This is a genomic window from Curtobacterium sp. MCJR17_043, assembly GCF_003224315.2.
GTDB lineage: Bacteria > Actinomycetota > Actinomycetes > Actinomycetales > Microbacteriaceae > Curtobacterium.
Genome location: NZ_CP126259.1, coordinates 2,454,014 through 2,473,433, shown reverse-complemented (window position 1 = coordinate 2,473,433; position 19,420 = coordinate 2,454,014). Strand labels below are relative to the sequence as shown.

The following is a 19,420-nucleotide window of genomic DNA, read 5'->3' as shown; positions in this document are numbered from 1 at the left end:
GGCTCCGGTTCTTCCCCGGGCAACGAACCAGCCTCTCTGGCGAAGCATCCTGGTGGTGTGGAGTGGGGAGTGCGTCTGGTCCTTGAGAACTCAACAGCGTGCACATTGTCAATGCCAATTTTATTGACCTCGTGCCTGGTCGGTTTTTCCGGCCGGGTCATGAAGCAATTCCTTTTGGATTGAAGATTGTCAGTAGACAGTCAACAGTCAAGATCAACTCGCTGGCACTTCGGTGTTGGTTGTAATTTTTTACGGAGAGTTTGATCCTGGCTCAGGACGAACGCTGGCGGCGTGCTTAACACATGCAAGTCGAACGATGATCAGGAGCTTGCTCCTGTGATTAGTGGCGAACGGGTGAGTAACACGTGAGTAACCTGCCCCTGACTCTGGGATAAGCGTTGGAAACGACGTCTAATACTGGATATGACTACTGGTCGCATGGCCTGGTGGTGGAAAGATTTTTTGGTTGGGGATGGACTCGCGGCCTATCAGCTTGTTGGTGAGGTAATGGCTCACCAAGGCGACGACGGGTAGCCGGCCTGAGAGGGTGACCGGCCACACTGGGACTGAGACACGGCCCAGACTCCTACGGGAGGCAGCAGTGGGGAATATTGCACAATGGGCGAAAGCCTGATGCAGCAACGCCGCGTGAGGGATGACGGCCTTCGGGTTGTAAACCTCTTTTAGTAGGGAAGAAGCGAAAGTGACGGTACCTGCAGAAAAAGCACCGGCTAACTACGTGCCAGCAGCCGCGGTAATACGTAGGGTGCAAGCGTTGTCCGGAATTATTGGGCGTAAAGAGCTCGTAGGCGGTTTGTCGCGTCTGCTGTGAAATCCCGAGGCTCAACCTCGGGCTTGCAGTGGGTACGGGCAGACTAGAGTGCGGTAGGGGAGATTGGAATTCCTGGTGTAGCGGTGGAATGCGCAGATATCAGGAGGAACACCGATGGCGAAGGCAGATCTCTGGGCCGTAACTGACGCTGAGGAGCGAAAGCATGGGGAGCGAACAGGATTAGATACCCTGGTAGTCCATGCCGTAAACGTTGGGCGCTAGATGTAGGGACCTTTCCACGGTTTCTGTGTCGTAGCTAACGCATTAAGCGCCCCGCCTGGGGAGTACGGCCGCAAGGCTAAAACTCAAAGGAATTGACGGGGGGCCCGCACAAGCGGCGGAGCATGCGGATTAATTCGATGCAACGCGAAGAACCTTACCAAGGCTTGACATACACCGGAAACGGCCAGAGATGGTCGCCCCCCTTGTGGTCGGTGTACAGGTGGTGCATGGTTGTCGTCAGCTCGTGTCGTGAGATGTTGGGTTAAGTCCCGCAACGAGCGCAACCCTCGTTCTATGTTGCCAGCGGGTTATGCCGGGGACTCATAGGAGACTGCCGGGGTCAACTCGGAGGAAGGTGGGGATGACGTCAAATCATCATGCCCCTTATGTCTTGGGCTTCACGCATGCTACAATGGCCGGTACAAAGGGCTGCGATACCGTAAGGTGGAGCGAATCCCAAAAAGCCGGTCTCAGTTCGGATTGAGGTCTGCAACTCGACCTCATGAAGTCGGAGTCGCTAGTAATCGCAGATCAGCAACGCTGCGGTGAATACGTTCCCGGGCCTTGTACACACCGCCCGTCAAGTCATGAAAGTCGGTAACACCCGAAGCCGGTGGCCTAACCCTTGTGGAAGGAGCCGTCGAAGGTGGGATCGGTGATTAGGACTAAGTCGTAACAAGGTAGCCGTACCGGAAGGTGCGGCTGGATCACCTCCTTTCTAAGGAGCATCTGGTCAGTGCTGCTCACCGTCGTGGTGGGTTGGTTGCTGGTCCAGGCGCCCGGTTCGGACCGAACGTGTCCGACGGGTAGCTCATGGGTGGAACATTGACAGTGCAGTCGGGAGCGCGTCTTCTGGTCTCAGTACGCTCGGGTGTCTCTTTGTGAGGTGTCTGGGTTGGAACGGGTCGGGGGGGAAGCGGGTTGGCTGGTGCACGTTGTTGGGTCCTGAGGGACCAGGCTTCCTGATCGTCGGGTTGTCTCTTTTGGAGGCGGGTTCGGTGGTTGGGGGGTTGGGCCGCAAGGTCCTTCGGTGGGCTGCATGAGGTCAGGCGTTGTGTCTGGTGGAGTGTGGTGCCGATCGTATGTTGAGAACTACACAGTGGACGCGAGCATCTTTAGATTCGCGTCATCGATGATCGTCGGCTTTCGGGTTGGCGTGAAACATGGCGTTGGATCGCAATTTTAATCTTTGTGGTCAAGTTTCTAAGAGCAAACGGTGGATGCCTTGGCATCTGGAGCCGAAGAAGGACGTAGAAATCTGCGATAAGCCTCGGGGAGCTGATAATCGAGCTTCGATCCGAGGATTTCCGAATGGGGAAACCCCGCCAGGCGACTTGTCGACCTGGTGACTCCCGCCTGAATATATAGGGCGGGTAGAGGGAACGTGGGGAAGTGAAACATCTCAGTACCCACAGGAAGAGAAAACAACATGTGATTCCGTGAGTAGTGGCGAGCGAAAACGGATGAGGCTAAACCGATCATGTGTGATAGCCGGCGGGCGTTGCATGGTCGGGGTTGTGGGACACGTCGCTCAGTTCTGCCGGACTGGGACGGTTACAGCGCATCATAGTCGAACCGGTTTGAAAGCCGGGCCGTAGTGGGTGCCAGCCCCGTAGACGAAATGGTGTTATGGCCGGATGTGTATCCCAAGTAGCACGGGGCCCGAGAAATCCCGTGTGAATCTGTCAGGACCACCTGATAAGCCTAAATACTCCCAGATGACCGATAGCGGACAAGTACCGTGAGGGAAAGGTGAAAAGTACCCCGGGAGGGGAGTGAAATAGTACCTGAAACCGTTTGCTTACAAACCGTCGGAGCCTCCTTTGTAGGGGTGACGGCGTGCCTTTTGAAGAATGAGCCTGCGAGTTAGCGATATGTGGCGAGGTTAACCCGTGTGGGGTAGCCGTAGCGAAAGCGAGTCTGAATAGGGCGATTCAGTCGCATGTCCTAGACCCGAAGCGAAGTGATCTATCCATGGCCAGGTTGAAGCGACGGTAAGACGTCGTGGAGGACCGAACCCACTTCAGTTGAAAATGGAGGGGATGAGCTGTGGATAGGGGTGAAAGGCCAATCAAACTTCGTGATAGCTGGTTCTCTCCGAAATGCATTTAGGTGCAGCGTTGCGTGTTTCTCGCCGGAGGTAGAGCTACTGGATGGCCGATGGGCCTCAACAGGTTACTGACGTCAGCCAAACTCCGAATGCCGGTGAGTGAGAGCGCAGCAGTGAGACGGTGGGGGGATAAGCTTCATCGTCGAGAGGGAAACAACCCAGACTACCAACTAAGGCCCCTAAGCGTGTGCTAAGTGGGAAAGGATGTGGAGTTGCACAGACAACCAGGAGGTTGGCTTAGAAGCAGCCACCCTTGAAAGAGTGCGTAATAGCTCACTGGTCAAGTGATTCCGCGCCGACAATGTAACGGGGCTCAAGCACACCGCCGAAGTTGTAGATTTCGCACATAGACAAGCCTTCGTGGTTCAGTCGTGCGGAGTGGTAGGAGAGCGTCGTGTGGCGAGTGAAGCGGCGGAGTGATCCAGCCGTGGACGCCACACGAGTGAGAATGCAGGCATGAGTAGCGAAAGACGGGTGAGAAACCCGTCCTCCGAAAGACCAAGGGTTCCAGGGCCAGGTTAATCCGCCCTGGGTAAGTCGGGACCTAAGGCGAGGCCGACAGGCGTAGTCGATGGACAACGGGTTGATATTCCCGTACCGGCGAACAACCGCCCAAGCTAATCCAGTGGTGCTAAGAGTCCTAACCCGGCACTTGTTGATCCCTTCGGGGTGAGACGGGCCGGTCTAACGCTCGACCCCATGCTGGTGCGGTTAGCGTATGAACAGGTGTGACGCAGGAAGGTAGCTGAGCCAGGCGATGGTATCCGTAAGGTGAACCTGGTGTAAGGATGTAGGGCTGACGATAGGCAAATCCGTCGTCTGTACGCCTGAGATCCGACGCGTACCCGTTAAGGGGAAATCAGTGATCCTATGCTGCCGAGAAAAGCATCGACGCGAGGTTGCAGCCGCCCGTACCCGAAACCGACTCAGGTGGTCAGGTAGAGAATACCAAGGAGATCGAGATAATCGTGGTTAAGGAACTCGGCAAAATGCCCCCCGTAACTTCGGGAGAAGGGGGGGCCGGACACGTGACCGGATTCACTCCGTGAGCGTTGAAGGCCGCAGAGACCAGTGGGAAGCGACTGTTTACTAAAAACACAGGTCCGTGCGAAGTCGCAAGACGATGTATACGGACTGACGCCTGCCCGGTGCTGGAAGGTTAAGAGGAAGGGTCAGCCTCACGGCGAAGCTCTGAATTTAAGCCCCAGTAAACGGCGGTGGTAACTATAACCATCCTAAGGTAGCGAAATTCCTTGTCGGGTAAGTTCCGACCTGCACGAATGGCGTAACGACTTCCCAGCTGTCTCAACCGCGAACTCGGCGAAATTGCACTACGAGTAAAGATGCTCGTTACGCGCAGCAGGACGGAAAGACCCCGTGACCTTTACTATAGTTTGGTATTGGTGTTCGGAGTGGCTTGTGTAGGATAGGTGGGAGACTGTGAAGCGGGCACGCTAGTGTTCGTGGAGTCATTGTTGAAATACCACTCTGGTCACTTTGGATGTCTAACGTAGGACCCTGATCGGGTTCATGGACAGTGCCTGATGGGTAGTTTAACTGGGGCGGTTGCCTCCCAAAGAGTAACGGAGGCGCCCAAAGGTTCCCTCAACCTGGTTGGCAATCAGGTGGCGAGTGTAAGTGCACAAGGGAGCTTGACTGTGAGACTGACAGGTCGAGCAGGGACGAAAGTCGGGACTAGTGATCCGGCAGTGGCTTGTGGAAGCGCTGTCGCTCAACGGATAAAAGGTACCTCGGGGATAACAGGCTGATCTTGCCCAAGAGTCCATATCGACGGCATGGTTTGGCACCTCGATGTCGGCTCGTCGCATCCTGGGGCTGGAGTAGGTCCCAAGGGTTGGGCTGTTCGCCCATTAAAGCGGTACGCGAGCTGGGTTTAGAACGTCGTGAGACAGTTCGGTCCCTATCCGCTGCGCGCGTTGGAAATTTGAGAAGATCTATCCCTAGTACGAGAGGACCGGGATGGACGAACCTCTGGTGTGTCAGTTGTTCTGCCAAGGGCACCGCTGATTAGCTACGTTCGGACCGGATAACCGCTGAAAGCATCTAAGCGGGAAGCCGTCTTCGAGATGAGATTTCCATGCACCTTGAGTGTGAGAGGCTCCCAGCAGACTACTGGGTTGATAGGCCGGATGTGGAAGCGGGGACTAACGACCCGTGGAGCTGACCGGTACTAATAAGCCGAAGACTTGACACACACTTTTTACCCACACCCTTGCGGGTGTGGGGCTCGCGTCCACTTTGTGGTTCCCGACAGACGATCGGGAACAACTGAAACTGAACACTGCGCATGCGCGGAATGGTTTCGAAGCTTCCTCGTTGGAGTGTCGAAATTGTTCCGGTGGTCATAGCGAGAGGGAAACGCCCGGTCACATTCCGAACCCGGAAGCTAAGCCTCTCAGCGCCGATGGTACTGCAAGGGGGGACCTTGTGGGAGAGTAGGACGCCGCCGGACTTCTTTTCACAGAACGATCGAGCCCCTGACCGGGGTGAGCAGCAACGCTCACCCCGGCCAGGGGCTCTTTCGCGTCCCCCAGCCGCATCCTCGACGCAGGGGCGTCGCCCCCCGACACCGATCGGCAGGGGAGCGCCACGGTAGGATCGACGGCGTCATGACAGCGCCATTCTCCTCAGCCACCGGTTCCGACGTCCGCGTCCGGTTCTGCCCGTCGCCCACCGGAACGCCGCACGTCGGCCTCGTCCGTACCGCCCTGTTCAACTGGGCGTACGCGCGGCACACGGGCGGCAAGCTCGTGTTCCGCATCGAGGACACCGACGCCGCTCGGGACAGCGAGGAGTCGTACGGTCAGATCATCGAGGCGCTCCGCTGGTTGCGGCTCGACTGGGACGAGGGCGTCGAGGTCGGTGGCCCCCCACGGCCCGTACCGGCAGTCGGAGCGCACGGACGTCTACGTCGACGCGATCGCGCGGCTCAAGGACGCCGGCCACGTGTACGAGTCCTTCGTGACGCCCGAGGAGATGGAAGCGCGGAACCGCGCGAACGGGCGAGACCCGAAGCAGGGGTACGACAACCACGAGCGCGACCTCAGCGACGCCGAGCGTCAGGCCTTCCGCGACGAGGGCCGAGAGCCGGCGCTGCGTCTGCGTGTGCCCGACCGTGACCTGGGCTTCCAGGACCTGGTGCGTGGCGCCATCACCTTCCCGCAGGGTTCGTTCCCGGATTTCGTCGTGGTCCGGCCGAACGGCAAGCCGCTGTACACGTTCACGAACCCGCTCGACGACGCGCTGATGGGGATCACCCACGTCCTCCGCGGGGAGGACCTGCTCTCCTCGACGCCGCGGCAGATCGCACTGTACGAGGCGCTCCACGAGATCGGGATGGCCGACTTCATCCCGCAGTTCGGGCACCTGCCCTACGTCATGGGGGGAGGGCAACAAGAAGCTCTCGAAGCGGGACCCGGAGTCGAACCTGTTCCACCACCGGTCGAACGGGATGGTGCCGGAGGGGCTCGTCAACTACCTCGCGCTGCTCGGCTGGTCGATCGGTCCCGACCGTGACGTGTTCTCGGTCGACGAGATGACCGCCGCGTTCGAGGTCACCGACGTGAACCCGAACCCGGCACGGTTCGACCACAAGAAGGCCGAGTCGATCAACGGCGACCACATCCGTCTGCTCGACGCGGCGGACTTCCGCGAGCGTCTCAAGCAGTACCTGACCGCGTACCTCGACGAGCCGGCGACACGGGAGCAGGAGCGTGTCCTCGCCCTCGCGGCACCGCTCGTGCAGGAGCGCATGCAGCTGCTGAGCGAGGCGCCTGCGATGCTCGGCTTCCTGTTCACGTCGGACGCGGACCTCGTGGTGGAGGACGACGCCCTCGCCTCGCTCAAGGGTGACCCCGTGCCCGTCCTGCAGGCCGGCATCGAGGCGCTCGACGCGCTCGGGGACTGGGAGACCACGGCCATCGAGCAGGCGCTGCGTGCGGCGTTGATCGACGGACTCGGGCTCAAGCCCCGTGTCGCCTTCGGTCCGCTGCGCGTCGCGGTGTCCGGGCGACGGATCAGCCCGCCGCTCTTCGAGTCGATGGAGATCCTCGGCAAGGCGTCGACGCTCGCGCGACTGCGCTCCCTCGCGGCCCGCTGACGGCCGTGTACGACGTCGTCGTGGTCGGCGCGGGTCCCGCGGGGCTCAGCGCCGCGCTGAACCTGGTGCGGGCCAAGCGGACCGTCCTGCTCGTCGACGCCAACCGGCCCCGGAACGCGGCGACCCTCCGGTCGCACGGGTTCATCACACGGGACGGCATCTCGCCCCTCGAGCTCCGACGGCTCGGTCGCGAGGAGGTCGCCGGGTACCCGGAGGCCACGGTCACGCAGGCCGTCGTCGACCGCCTCTGGCGCGACGGTGACGTCTGGCGGGTGCACGGCAGCTGGCGGGGGGACGGACGTGGACGCCGCTGCGCGCGCGGTCGTCCTCGCCACGGGTCTCCGTGAGGCGTTCCCCGCGCTGCCGTCGCTCCGCGCGTTCTACGGCACCGACGTGCACAGCTGTGTGGAGTGCGACGCCTACGACAAGGCCGGGCAACCGCTGGCCTTCATCTGCGAGACGGACGACGTCGTCGACCGCGCGCTGCTCGTCGGCGCGTGGACGGACGACCTGGTGGTGTACACGAACGGCGTGGCGCCGGTGACCGGCGAGGGTCGCACGCGGCTCGAACGCGCGGGCATCCGTGTCGACGCCCGACCGCTGGCCGACCTCGAGGGCGACCGCGACGGGATGACGGGTGTGCGGCTCGCGGACGGGCACGTCGAACCGCGCTCGGGCGCCTTCGTCCGCCCGGTGTGGCACGCGGACCTCGACTGGGTCGACGCCGACCTCGACCGGGACGAGCAGGGCCTGGTGCGGGTGGACCGGCTCGGTCGGACCGGCGCACCCGGGCTGTACGCGGTGGGAGACATCACGCCGCCGGGACCGCAACAGCTCATCGTCGCGGCCGGTCACGGGGCGTCGACGGCCGCTGCGGTGCACCGCGACCTGGTGGGTGGTCTCGAAGACCTCCGGGATGCTGTACAGTAGTTGATCGTGCCCCGGACAACGGGGCGCAGGACCGCAGGGTCCGATGGGGTATGGTGTAATTGGCAACACAGCGGTTTCTGGTACCGTCGTTCTTGGTTCGAGTCCAGGTACCCCAGCCAGCAACGTGATCGAAGGCCCCCCCGGGAAACCGGGGGCCTTCGTCGTTCCCGGGCTCAGCCGCGTGTTCGATCCGCCCGTCCACACCACGACCGGCCCATCATGGGCGGAACAGCACGCGCCACGCCCGAACGCCGACGACGTCGTCGGCGGCGGCGTCCGGCGACCGACCACCGACAGGGGACGTCATGATCATCTTCGGCAGCCGCACCAGGAGCGCCCTCGCCGGCGTCCTCTTCTTCGCCTGTGCCCTCTGCGGATCGACCGCCGCGCAGCGCCTGCACCGCCTCCGCACCTGGTTCACGCTCTTCTTCGTGCCCGTGTTCCCCTTCGGACACGGCCGCTACGTGCTCCAGTGCTCGTACTGTGGCGGACAGTCCGCCATGCCCCGCGACGGCGCGGAACGCTTCATCGCCGACGCCGAGCACGCCCAGGCCGCACACGCCGCCCAGGAGACCCTGCCGCCGGACGCCCGGTAGGGACCGGGCCGGGCGTCCGCCGGACAACCGGTGACGCGGGGAGCCGGGAGTCCGTCGGCCCGGCGACGGGCCGGACCCTGCGCGTGCAGGGCGGCGTACGCTCGTCGCCATGTTGGTCACGAAGCTCGAGCACGCGTGCCTCGTCGTCGAGGAGGACGGCGCCCGTCTGGTCATCGACCCCGGCGCCTTCACCCGCCCCGTCGAGGTGACGGGCGTGGTCGCCGTCGTCGTCACCCACGAGCACCCGGACCACGGCACCGCCGAGCAGGTGGCCGGCATCCTCGAGCGCAACCCGGGCATCCCCGTGTTCGGCCCAGCCGGTGTCGCCACGGCGCTGGCCGAGGTCGTCGCCGTGGACGTGGTGACCGCGGGGGGAGGCCCGGACCGTCGGGCCGTTCTCCCTCACCTTCCACGGGACGCGACACCAGCTCATCCACTCGTCCGTCCCGGTGGTCGACAACACCGGGGTGTTCGTCAACGGGCTGCTGTTCCACCCCGGCGACGCCTACATCGACCCGGGCGTGCCGGTGGAGCTCTTCGCGACGCCCGTCGGCGCACCGTGGCTCAAGATCGGTGAGCTCATGGACCACCTGGCAGCGGTGGCACCGCGACGCGCCGTCCCGATCCACGAGGCCACGCTCTCGGACATCGGGCTCGCCGGGCACACCGACCGGATCCGTCAGGTCGTCGAACCCGCGGGCGAGGTCGTCTCGCTGGCGCCGGGGGGAGTCGCTCCGGGTCTGAGGGCGGCCGACGAGCCGGGCGAGGCCGAGTGCGTCCCAGGGGGGCGTGCCGTTCCGCGTCGTTGTCGAAGAAGACCCACACGTCACGGCCCGCCTCGTCGTGGCGGCGGACGGTGTTGGCCCAGTCCGCCAGGGCCTCCGGTGGGTAGCCGTCGTGGTACGTGTGCGGCGCTCCGTGCAGACGGAGGTACGCCAGGGGCGCGTCCGTGTCGTGGACGAACCGGGGGGAAGTCCCCGGCGTGTGAGTCCACGAGCGCGACCCGGTGCCGGCGGAGCACCGCGAGGTGCTCGGGCGTGACGGCGTCCGGCGACCGGACCTCGAGCGCGTGGTCGATCCGCAGCCTGGCGTGCTCCGTCGTCGTGGCGGGCTCGGCGACCTTGGCGTCGTGCCCGGTGGCGAGCGTGGCGGCGTCACCGTGCGAGCGGGGCAGGGCCGCCAGGAACGCGTCGAGGACCTCCGGCGTGGGCACGACCTGCTCGGGCAGCTGCCAGAGCACCGGACCGAGGGCCGGACCGAGCTCGAGCGGACCGGAGGCGAAGAAGTTCGCCAGCGCGGTGTCCACGTTCCGGAGCCGCAGCATGTGTGTGAGGTAGCGGCCGCCCTTGAGTGCGAACCGGAAGCCCTCCGGGACGGCCGCCCGCCAGGCGCGGTACCGGGACGGACGCTGCAACGAGTAGAAGGAGCCGTTGACCTCGACGGCCGGGAACCGATCACCGACGTGCTCGAGCCAGCGTCGTCTCGCGAGGCCCTCCGGGTAGAAGTCGCCGCGCCACGAGTCGTACTGCCAGCCGGACAGGCCGATGCGCACCGTCATCGACCCACCGTATGCCCCGGTCGGCCCGGCGACACACCGGGACGGACGGGCTCGTTTTGGTGCTCGCTCACACCCTGTGCCATACTTGTCGAGTTGTCGGAACGGCCCCATCGTACAGTGGCCTAGTACGCCGCCCTCTCACGGCGGTAACGCGGGTTCGAATCCCGCTGGGGTCACCACGAGTGACACACTCCGAACCGACACATCGCCGCGGCCCCATCGTATAGCGGCCTAGTACGCTGCCCTCTCACGGCGGTAACGCGGGTTCGAATCCCGCTGGGGTCACCAGCACGAAGGCCCCCACCCGTCCGGGTGGGGGGCCTTCGTCGTCCCGCCCGGCAGCGGGTGCAGCCGGGGTGCGAGTGGGCAGGAGACGACGGATGGACGGACGACCGGCGGGACCGCCGCCGCACCTGCGCGCCGGACTCATCGCGTTGGTCGCCCTCGGTGGAGCACTCGGCACCGCGGTCCGGGCCGTGCTCGCCGCCGTGCTGCCGCCCGTCGACGGCATCAGCTGGACGATCCTCGCGATCAACGTCGCCGGGGCGTTCTGTCTCGGTCTGCTGCTCGAGCACCTCGCACTGACCGGCCCCGACGTCGGACGTCGGCGCACCGTCCGGCTGTTCGTGGGGACCGGCGTGCTCGGTGGCTTCACGACCTACAGCGCGCTGGCGGACGACACCGCTCGGCTCATCGACGTCGGGCGCTGGGGGGCCGGCGCCGGTTCCGCGCTGCTGACCGTGCTGCTCGGCCTCGCCGCGGTGGTCGCCGGGACCGCCCTCGCCGCGGGGCTCCGGCGGCGAGCCACGGCGTCGGCAGGGCCGGGGACGGGGCCGGCGCGGTGACGGCCGTGGGACTCCTGCTCGTCGCGGCGGGTGGCGGTGTCGGAGCCGCGCTGCGGTTCGTCCTGGACGGACTGGTGAAGGCGCGGGTGCGGCGGTTCCCGCTCGGCACGGTGCTCGTCAACGTCACCGGGTCGTTCGTCCTCGGACTCGTCACGGGGCTCGGTGGAGCCGGGACGATCGCAGTCCCGATGGTCACCGTGCTCGGGACGGGCATGATGGGTGGGTACACGACGTTCTCGACGGCGAGCGTCGAGACCGTGCAGCTCCTCCGATCCGGCAAGACCCGGCTCGCCGTCCTCAACGGCCTCGGCATGCTCGTCGTCTCGGTCGGCGCTGCTGCGCTCGGCCTCTGGCTCGGAAGGAACTCATGACCTCGGAACGCCCCGGCGAACTCGTCCTCGTCCGTCACGGAGAGACGGAGTGGTCGAAGAGCGGGCAGCACACCGGCCGCACGGACATCCCCCCCTCACGGCGAACGGGGAGGCCCAGGCGGAGCGTGCCGCCCGGTACCTCGCCGACCGCGAGTTCGCGTTGGCACTGTCCAGCCCACTGACACGTGCGCGCGAGACCGCCCGCATCATCGGCGTCGACCCGGAACTCGACGAGGACCTGTACGAGTGGGACTACGGCGCCTACGAGGGCCTCACGACGCCGCAGATCAAGGTGCAGCGGCACGGCCCGTGGGACCTGTGGACCGACGGGGTCCCGGCCGGTGACACCCCCCGGCGAGAACGCTGCCGAGGTCCGGGTCCGCGTGGAACGGGTCATCAACCGGGCGCGGCCCGTCCTGGCCGAGGGACACGACGCGATCGTCGTCGCCCACGGCCACGTCCTCCGCGCCCTCGGTGCGGCCTGGATCCGGCTCGCCCCGCAGGACGGTGCCGTGCTCAAGCTCGGGACGGCGACGGTCAGCACCCTCGGCTACGAGCACGGCCGCCCGGTCATCGACGCCTGGAACATCGAGCCGCGCTGAGCACGGCCGACGGCGAGCAGCCGACCGCGCGCAGCGGTCCGCGCTCAGCCGTCCGTGCCGAGGACGACCGCCATGCCGAGGCTCGGCGCCACGTCCTCGAACCCGAGTGACCGGTAGAGGCGCTGCCCGGGCGGGTCCCCGATGAGCGAGACGTAGGCGCCTTCCGGGGCCCGCTCGCGCACGTCCGCGACGAGCCACTCGACGACGGCCCGTCCGAGCCCACGACGCTGGTGCCCGGGGTCGGTGGCGATGTCGACGACGTGGAAGTACCACCCGCCGTCGCCGATGACCCGCCCCATCGCGACCGGTCTCCCGTCCTCGTCGACGACGTGACACGCCGACCACGCGCCGTCGATCGCCGGCGCGCCCTGCTCGGCCGTCACCGGTGTCAAGCCGGAGTCACGTCGGAGGCGCAGGTAGTCCTCGAGCGGCGGTGCGGTGGGCAGCAGCGTGTAGGTCCCGGGCGTGGCGATGTCGTCCATGCGCCCATCGTGCCGCACGCGCCCGGCGTGCCGGACGTCCGGACCTGCCCTGCGCCGTTCGGGAGGCCCGGTACGGGACCGTCGGGACGACCGCGGTCCGTCAGACGGTCCGGATGCTGCTGGTCGCACCGAGCGGGCGGCCGCGCCGCCGCTCGACCGCACGCCCGACGGCGAGGAGCACGAGGCTCACCAGCGCGCCGAGGAGGGTCTGGCCGATCCGGTCGAGTGCGAGGAGCGTCGGCGCTTCGGGCACGCTGAGCCACGAGACCGCGAGGGCGAGCGGGGTGAGGAACAGCAGGCAGACGGCGTAGTTCCGGGCGACGAACACCTCGGCCCCGAACTGTCCGACGACCGCGATCACGACGATCCACCAGGCCGAGGGCTCGAGCAGCAGGATCCCGACCGCGATCACCGTGCCGCCGACCGTGCCCACGACGCGCTGGACCGCGCGCGAGACGGTGTGCCGCTGCCGGAGCGCGGGCAGCGTCGACACGACGGCGATGACCGCCCAGTACGGGTGCCCGAGGCCGGGCAGTGCCTCGGCGAGGGCACCGGCAGCGAGTGCACCGACGACGTTGAGGGCGACCGTCTCCCAGAGGGCCGAGGTCCGGAGGACCGCGAGGGAACGGTGCTTGCGGTCCGCGAGCGGGCGGAAGCGGTGCGGCGCGTGCGGGTGCAGGACCAGCCGGAACGCGGCGCCGGACATCGCGACGAGCCACGCCCAGGCCACCGCGCAGAGGATGACCGTCGCCACGAGGGGCAGGTCGGACGGACGCACGGGCACGAGCGCGGACACCACGAAGGCGAACACCGGGAAGATCGGCTGTGCCGGGATCGCCCGGAGTGCCGTCAGTGTGCCGACCGCGCCGACGATGACGACGACGAGCCCGACTCCCTGCAGCCAGAGCGGCGCGCCGAGGAGGGCGACGGCGATGCCCGCCGCCATGCACACGACCTGCATCGCGCCGGCGACCCCGGTCGTCACGGCGCGCTGTCGGTAGGGCTCGGTCGCGCCGAAGATCGCCGTGAACCCGGCGAACACCGCGAAGGCGGCGTACTGCGGCAGGCCGAGCGCGATGAGGAGTGCCAGCGGCACCCCACCGGCGATCGCGGCGCGGGCCGCGCCCTCGAGGTTGGTGGTGCGGGTCGAGTGCGCGGGCGTCGTCATGTCCCCGCCATCCTCTCACCGCGACGGGTGTCGGGGACCGCGGGGCGGGCCTCCCGGGCGTCGTCGCGATTGGTATACCAAGCTGCTACCATGCTCGGACGACGCCGTGACAGCGGGGTCGGAACGCGGATGAGGAGGCACGGGCATGGGCAGGACGCTCGCCGAGAAGGTGTGGGACGACCACGTCGTCGTCAAGGGTGAGGACGGCAACCCGGACCTCCTCTACATCGACCTCCACCTGGTGCACGAGGTGACGAGCCCGCAGGCCTTCGACGGCCTGCGGCAGGCCGGTCGTCCGGTGCGACGCCTGGACCTCACCATCGCCACCGAGGACCACAACACCCCGACGCTCGCCATCGACCGGCCGATCGCGGACCCGACCAGCCGCACGCAGATCGAGACGCTCCGCCGCAACTGCGAGGAGTTCGGCGTCCGCCTGCACTCGCTGGGCGACAAGGAGCAGGGGATCGTGCACGTGGTCGGTCCGCAGCTCGGACTGACGATGCCCGGCATCACGGTCGTCTGCGGGGACTCGCACACCTCGACGCACGGGGCCTTCGGCGCCATGGCGTTCGGCATCGGCACGAGCGAGGTCGAGCACGTCCTCGCCACGCAGACGCTGCCGCTCAAGCCCTTCAAGACGATGGCGGTGACCGTCGAGGGCACGCTGCGCCCGGGCGTCACGGCGAAGGACATCATCCTGGCGGTCATCGCGCAGATCGGCACCGGCGGCGGACAGGGCTACGTGCTCGAGTACCGCGGCTCCGCGATCCGGGCGCTCTCCATGGAGGGCCGCATGACGATCTGCAACATGTCGATCGAGGCCGGTGCCCGTGCGGGCATGGTCGCCCCCCGACCAGACCACGTACGACTACGTCCAGGGCCGCGACCACGCCCCGACGGGCGCCGACTGGGACGAGGCCGTCGCGTACTGGGACACCCTCGCGACCGACGACGACGCCGTGTTCGACGCCGAGGTCTTCATCGACGCGGACGCCCTCGAGCCCTTCGTCACCTGGGGGGACGAACCCCGGTCAGGGCGTCTCGCTGTCCGACTCGGTCCCGTCGCCGTCCGACTTCACCGACCCGAACGACCAGGCCGCGGCCTCCCGAGCCCTCGAGTACATGGACATCGCCGCCGGGACGCCGATGAAGGACATCGCCGTCGACGCCGTGTTCATGGGCTCGTGCACCAACTCCCGCATCGAGGACCTGCGCGCCTTCGCGTCGGTCATCCGCGGGCGTCAGAAGGCGCCGGGCGTGCGGGTGATGGTCGTGCCGGGGTCCGCCCGGGTGCGCCTGGAGGCCGAGGCCGAGGGCCTGGACCGGGTGTTCACCGAGTTCGGTGCGGAGTGGCGCTTCGCCGGCTGCTCGATGTGCCTCGGCATGAACCCGGACCAGCTCGCGCCGGGGGGAGCGCTGTGCCTCGACCTCGAACCGCAACTTCGAGGGGGCGGCAGGGCAAGGGCGGCCGGACCCACCTGGTCTCGCCGCTCGTGGCCGCGGCGACCGCTGTCCGCGGAACGCTGTCGAGCCCGTGGGACCTGGAAGAGGACGACGCCCGCCTGGCCGTGCCGGCGACGGCTGGAGGGAACAACTGATGGAGAAGATCGGCACCGTCACCGGGATCGCGGCACCGCTGAAGCGGTCGAACGTCGACACCGACCAGATCATCCCCGCGGTCTACCTCAAGCGGGTCACGAAGACCGGGTTCGAGGACGCGCTGTTCTCCGGTTGGCGCCAGGACCCCGACTTCGTGCTCAACCAGCCCGCCTACCAGGGCGCGAAGGTCCTGGTCGCCGGCCCGGACTTCGGCACCGGGTCCTCCCGCGAGCACGCAGTGTGGGCGCTGCGCGACTTCGGGTTCCGCGTGGTCGTCTCACCCCGTTTCGCGGACATCTTCAAGGGCAACGCCGGCAAGCAGGGACTGGTCACCGCGATGGTGTCCGAGCCCGAGATCGAGCGGATGTGGGCGGCGATCGAGGCCCAGCCCGGGATCGAGGCGACCGTCGACCTGGCGACACAGCGCGTGTCGATCGGCGACATGGACGTGGCTTTCGAGATCGACGCTTACACTCGTTGGCGGTTGATGGAAGGGCTCGACGACATCGGGCTCACCCTCCGTGACGAGACCTCGATCACGGAGTTCGAATCCCGCCGCTCCCGTTGGCGGCCGAAGACATTGCCGGTGAAGTAGTGAACTCTCTCGTACAGGACGCAGCAGCTGCAGGGGCGCGCGTCGGGTTGAAGTCGGACGAGATCGTCATCCGGGGCGGCAAGCCGCTCGTGGGACGCATCGAGGTCCGCGGTGCGAAGAACCTGGCGACCAAGGCCATGGTCGCTGCGCTCCTCGGCGACACCCCGTCGATCCTCAAGGACGTCCCGGACATCTCCGACGTCAAGGTCGTGCGCGGCCTGCTCGAGGTGCACGGTGTCCGCGTGACGGACCCCGCCCGTGGCGAGCTCATCCTCGACCCCTCGCGCGTGGAGTCGGCGCACTTCGCCGAGATCGACGCGCACGCCGGCTCGAGCCGGATCCCGATCCTGTTCTGCGGTCCGCTGCTGCACAAGCTCGGCGAGGCGTTCATCCCCGACCTCGGCGGCTGCCGCATCGGCGACCGCCCGATCGACTTCCACCTCGACGCACTGCGCGCCATGGGTGCCGTCGTCGACAAGCAGGTCTCGGGCATCCACATCACGGCCCCGAACGGCCTCAAGGGCGCGAACATCGAGCTCCCCTACCCGAGCGTCGGCGCGACCGAGCAGGTCCTGCTCTCGTCCGTCCTCGCCGAGGGCACCACCGAGCTGCGGAACGCCGCGATCGAGCCCGAGATCATGGACCTCATCGCGATCCTGCAGAAGATGGGCGCGATCGTCACGGTCGAACCGAGCCGCACGATCTTCATCGAAGGCGTCAAGTCGCTCCGCGGCTACACGCACCGTGCGATCAACGACCGCAACGAGGCCGCGAGCTGGGCCTCCGCCGCGCTGGCGACCAACGGCGACATCTTCGTCGAGGGCGCCAAGCAGCAGGAGCTCATGACGTTCCTCAACGTCTTCCGGAAGGTCGGCGGCGGGTTCGACATCCAGGAGGACGGCATCCGGTTCTACCGCGAGCTCGACGTCCTCAAGCCCGTCGTCATCGAGACCGACGTGCACCCCGGCTTCATGACCGACTGGCAGCAGCCCCTCGTCGTCGCGCTCACGCAGGCCGAGGGCCAGAGCGTCGTGCACGAGACCGTCTACGAGAACCGCTTCGGCTTCACCGACGCGCTCAACGAGATGGGTGCCGACATCGTCGTGCACAAGGAGGGCCTGCCCGGCCACGACCGTCGCGTCGCCCGTCGTCCCTTCGAGCAGGCCGCGGTCATCACCGGCCCGACCAAGCTGCACGGCGCGAACGTCCGCGTCCCGGACCTCCGCGGCGGCTTCAGCCACCTCATCGCGGCACTGACCGCGGAGGGCGAGTCGCACATCACGAACGTCGGCATCATCAGCCGCGGGTACGAGCACTTCATCCCGAAGCTCCGCAAGCTCGGCGCGGACTTCGACTTCGCCGGCTGACGTGGCGGAGCAGCACGACCACGGCGGCACCGGTGACGGTGCCGCCGTGGCACGACCGACGACCGGGCCCGACGCGCTGGAACTGCCACAGGTGGGACGACCCGGAGAGGTCCGCACGGGCCTCCCGGTCCCCGGTCGGCGGTGGCGACGCGGCGAGCTGAACCGGGCCTTCCGGATCACCGGGTCCGTCGTGATCCCGACCATCCGGTTCGCCTCCGGCTACCGCTGGCACGGCCCGAACCGGTTGCCGGAGGAGGGGGGCGTTCGTCCTCGCCCCGAACCACTACACGAACATCGACCCGCTCGTCGTCGGGACGACCGTGTGGCTGCACCGTCGATCGCCGCGGTTCCTCGCGAAGGCGTCGCTGTTCCGCGTGCCGGTGTTCGGCAAGCTCATGAGCGGTATGGGGCAGATCCCCGTCGAGCGCAACGGCCGGACCCGCCTGAACGACCCGCTGAAGGGCGGCAAGGGACTCGTGTCGAACGGCGGCGCAGTCATCGTCTACCCCGAGGGCACGCTCACCCGTGACCCGGACCTGTGGCCGATGCGCGGCAAGACCGGGGCGGCGCGGATCGCCCTCGAGAACGACGTCCCGCTCATCCCGATGGCCCACTGGGGCACGCAGCGGATCATGGCGCGGTACGGCAAGAAGCTCCGCCTGTTCCCGCCGGCGAAGGTCGACATCGTCTACGGCGAGCCGCTCGACCTGTCGCGGTGGCGTGGGAAGCCGGTCGACCAGCAAGCCCTCACCGAGGTGACCGCGCTGCTCATGGAGCGCATCACCGCGCTGCTCGAGGGCCTCCGCGGTGAGCAGGCGCCCGCCGAGCGCTGGGACCCGACCGCGAACAAGCAGAAGGAGACCGGCAAGTTTGAGTGACGCAGCCGACCGGACCAGCGCGCCCGGCCTCCGCCCGCACGACGACCACCCGGACCCCTCCGTCGCAGCCCGCGGCGCCGTGGACACCGCCGCGATCCGCGTCGTCATGCAGTCGACCGACAAGCCACGGGTCGCCGTGATCGGTGCCGGCAGCTGGGGGGACCACGTTCGCCAAGGTGCTCGCCGAGGGCGGGGCCGAGACCGTGCTCTGGGCCCGGCGTCCCGAGGTCGCGCGGGAGATCACCGAGACGAAGCGGAACTCGGAGTACCTGCCCGGCATCAACCTGCCGCGGACCCTCACCGCGTCGACGTCGCTGGCAGCGGTGCTGTCCGGTGCCGAGCAGGTCTACGTGTCGGTGCCGTCGCAGACGCTGCGCTCGAACCTCGCCGCCATCCGCGAACTCCTGCCCGCGGATGTGCCCGTCGTGAGCCTCATGAAGGGCGTGGAGAAGGCGACCGGCCTGCGGATGAGCGAGGTGCTCCTCGACGGCCTCGGCATCGACCAGGACCGCATCGCCGTCGCGAGCGGACCGAACCTGGCGCTCGAGATCGCCCGCCGGCAGCCCACCGCGGCCGTCGTGTCGTCGTCCAGTGCGGACACCGCGACCGCCGTGGCAGCCGTGGCGACGAACCCGTACTTCCGCTCCTTCATCAACACCGACGTGATCGGCACCGAGTTCGGTGGGGTCCTCAAGAACCTCATCGCGGTGGCGATCGGCATCGTCGACGGTGTCGGGTACGGCGAGAACACCAAGGCGTCGATCATCACCCGCGGCCTCGCCGAGATGACCGAGTTCGCGGTGTCGCTCGGCGCGCAGCCGTCGACGCTGTCCGGTCTCGCGGGCCTCGGCGACCTCATCGCCACCTGCCAGTCGCCGCTGTCGCGCAACAACACCGCCGGGCGCCTGCTCGGGCAGGGGTACCGGTTCGACGAGGTCGTGCGGCAGATGAACCAGACCGCGGAGGGCCTGGCCTCGGTCGCGCCCATCCTCGAGCTGGCCCGGGCGAACGGCGTCGACATGCCCATCGTCGGACAGGTGGGCGAGGTCCTCGCCGGTAGGCTCGATCCGCGCAACATCGCGCCGCACCTCACGGAGACCGACGAGCCCCAGGGCGAGTGACCGGTCCCGGTACCCACCGCT

At 67.0% G+C, this 19,420-nt stretch carries 14 protein-coding genes, 3 tRNA genes, 3 rRNA genes and 4 pseudogenes; 20 read left to right on the top strand and 4 right to left on the bottom strand.

Features of this window, described 5'->3' with window-relative positions; all coding sequences use genetic code 11:
- The first annotated feature begins 248 nt into the window (after positions 1 to 248).
- From DEJ15_RS12770 to DEJ15_RS12730, 9 genes and pseudogenes are all read left to right on the top strand, one after another.
- A 16S ribosomal RNA gene (locus DEJ15_RS12770) occupies positions 249 to 1,772 on the top strand.
- Between the two features lie 475 nt (positions 1,773 to 2,247).
- A 23S ribosomal RNA gene (locus DEJ15_RS12765) occupies positions 2,248 to 5,379 on the top strand.
- A 140-nt stretch (positions 5,380 to 5,519) separates the two neighbouring features.
- A 5S ribosomal RNA gene (gene rrf / locus DEJ15_RS12760) occupies positions 5,520 to 5,637 on the top strand.
- Together the 16S, 23S and 5S rRNA genes form the textbook arrangement of a ribosomal RNA operon.
- Positions 5,638 to 5,794: 157 nt before the next feature.
- Positions 5,795 to 7,284 (top strand): annotated as a pseudogene (gene gltX, locus DEJ15_RS12755) (glutamate--tRNA ligase).
- A gap of 5 nt (positions 7,285 to 7,289) precedes the next feature.
- Complete coding sequence (locus DEJ15_RS12750) at positions 7,290 to 7,631, top strand: FAD-dependent oxidoreductase (protein WP_284175079.1); 342 nt, start codon at positions 7,290 to 7,292, stop codon at positions 7,629 to 7,631.
- Complete coding sequence (locus tag DEJ15_RS12745) at positions 7,585 to 8,214, top strand: NAD(P)/FAD-dependent oxidoreductase (RefSeq protein ID WP_284175078.1); 630 nt, start codon at positions 7,585 to 7,587, stop codon at positions 8,212 to 8,214. Before DEJ15_RS12750 ends, DEJ15_RS12745 begins: the two co-directional genes overlap by 47 nt.
- A gap of 44 nt (positions 8,215 to 8,258) precedes the next feature.
- Positions 8,259 to 8,333 (top strand) — tRNA-Gln (locus DEJ15_RS12740).
- Positions 8,334 to 8,519: 186 nt separating this feature from the next.
- A complete protein-coding gene (locus DEJ15_RS12735; RefSeq protein WP_110826119.1) occupies positions 8,520 to 8,810 on the top strand; it encodes a zinc ribbon domain-containing protein in 291 nt (96 codons plus the stop codon).
- 109 nt (positions 8,811 to 8,919) lie between these two features.
- On the top strand, positions 8,920 to 9,387 hold the full coding sequence (locus tag DEJ15_RS12730; RefSeq protein ID WP_284175077.1) for an MBL fold metallo-hydrolase: 468 nt from the start codon (positions 8,920 to 8,922) through the stop codon (positions 9,385 to 9,387).
- Between the two features lie 2 nt (positions 9,388 to 9,389).
- Here the strand turns inward: DEJ15_RS12730 and DEJ15_RS12725 are convergent, their stop codons facing one another.
- On the bottom strand, positions 9,390 to 9,734 hold the full coding sequence (locus tag DEJ15_RS12725) for a DUF72 domain-containing protein (protein ID WP_284176209.1): 345 nt from the start codon (positions 9,732 to 9,734) through the stop codon (positions 9,390 to 9,392).
- Positions 9,637 to 10,368 carry a DUF72 domain-containing protein gene (locus DEJ15_RS12720; protein ID WP_284175076.1) on the bottom strand — a complete coding sequence of 244 codons (732 nt, stop codon included), beginning with the start codon at positions 10,366 to 10,368 and terminating at the stop codon, positions 9,637 to 9,639. Before DEJ15_RS12720 ends, DEJ15_RS12725 begins: the two co-directional genes overlap by 98 nt.
- A 103-nt stretch (positions 10,369 to 10,471) precedes the next feature.
- Here DEJ15_RS12720 and DEJ15_RS12715 point away from each other — a divergent pair.
- From DEJ15_RS12715 to DEJ15_RS18645, 6 genes and pseudogenes are all read left to right on the top strand, one after another.
- A tRNA-Glu gene (locus tag DEJ15_RS12715) sits at positions 10,472 to 10,547 on the top strand.
- A gap of 33 nt (positions 10,548 to 10,580) precedes the next feature.
- A tRNA-Glu gene (locus DEJ15_RS12710) sits at positions 10,581 to 10,656 on the top strand.
- 92 nt (positions 10,657 to 10,748) lie between these two features.
- Positions 10,749 to 11,213 carry a fluoride efflux transporter FluC gene (locus DEJ15_RS12705; RefSeq protein WP_110826122.1) on the top strand — a complete coding sequence of 155 codons (465 nt, stop codon included), beginning with the start codon at positions 10,749 to 10,751 and terminating at the stop codon, positions 11,211 to 11,213.
- Entirely contained in the window at positions 11,210 to 11,584 is a 375-nt protein-coding gene (gene crcB / locus DEJ15_RS12700) for a fluoride efflux transporter CrcB (protein WP_110826123.1), read from the top strand. Before DEJ15_RS12705 ends, crcB begins: the two co-directional genes overlap by 4 nt.
- Positions 11,581 to 11,766, top strand: a complete 186-nt coding sequence (locus DEJ15_RS12695; protein ID WP_284175075.1) for a histidine phosphatase family protein — start codon at positions 11,581 to 11,583, stop codon at positions 11,764 to 11,766. Before crcB ends, DEJ15_RS12695 begins: the two co-directional genes overlap by 4 nt.
- A pseudogene (locus tag DEJ15_RS18645) lies at positions 11,739 to 12,186 on the top strand (histidine phosphatase family protein); the annotation flags it as partial. The gene DEJ15_RS12695 and the pseudogene DEJ15_RS18645, both read left to right, overlap by 28 nt.
- 44 nt (positions 12,187 to 12,230) lie before the next feature.
- On the opposite strand, the gene DEJ15_RS12680 reads toward DEJ15_RS18645, so the two are convergent.
- Both DEJ15_RS12680 and DEJ15_RS12675 read right to left on the bottom strand, forming a co-directional pair.
- A complete protein-coding gene (locus DEJ15_RS12680) occupies positions 12,231 to 12,668 on the bottom strand; it encodes a GNAT family N-acetyltransferase (RefSeq protein WP_110826125.1) in 438 nt (145 codons plus the stop codon).
- Positions 12,669 to 12,768: 100 nt separating this feature from the next.
- Entirely contained in the window at positions 12,769 to 13,836 is a 1,068-nt protein-coding gene (locus DEJ15_RS12675; protein ID WP_110826126.1) for an FUSC family protein, read from the bottom strand.
- 145 nt (positions 13,837 to 13,981) lie between these two features.
- Here DEJ15_RS12675 and leuC point away from each other — a divergent pair.
- The 5 genes and pseudogenes from leuC to DEJ15_RS12650 all read left to right on the top strand — a co-directional run bounded on the left by leuC (position 13,982) and on the right by DEJ15_RS12650 (position 19,399).
- Positions 13,982 to 15,437, top strand: a pseudogene (leuC, locus tag DEJ15_RS12670) (3-isopropylmalate dehydratase large subunit).
- A complete protein-coding gene (gene leuD, locus DEJ15_RS12665; protein WP_110826128.1) occupies positions 15,437 to 16,033 on the top strand; it encodes a 3-isopropylmalate dehydratase small subunit in 597 nt (198 codons plus the stop codon). Before leuC ends, leuD begins: the two are co-directional and overlap by 1 nt.
- The gene (gene murA, locus DEJ15_RS12660) at positions 16,033 to 17,400 is read left to right on the top strand and encodes a UDP-N-acetylglucosamine 1-carboxyvinyltransferase (protein WP_110826129.1); all 1,368 of its coding nucleotides are present in this window, start codon (positions 16,033 to 16,035) and stop codon (positions 17,398 to 17,400) included. Before leuD ends, murA begins: the two co-directional genes overlap by 1 nt.
- 293 nt (positions 17,401 to 17,693) lie before the next feature.
- Positions 17,694 to 18,278 carry a lysophospholipid acyltransferase family protein gene (locus tag DEJ15_RS12655; protein WP_284176208.1) on the top strand — a complete coding sequence of 195 codons (585 nt, stop codon included), beginning with the start codon at positions 17,694 to 17,696 and terminating at the stop codon, positions 18,276 to 18,278.
- A gap of 106 nt (positions 18,279 to 18,384) precedes the next feature.
- A pseudogene (locus tag DEJ15_RS12650) lies at positions 18,385 to 19,399 on the top strand (NAD(P)H-dependent glycerol-3-phosphate dehydrogenase).
- Positions 19,400 to 19,420: the final 21 nt, after the last annotated feature.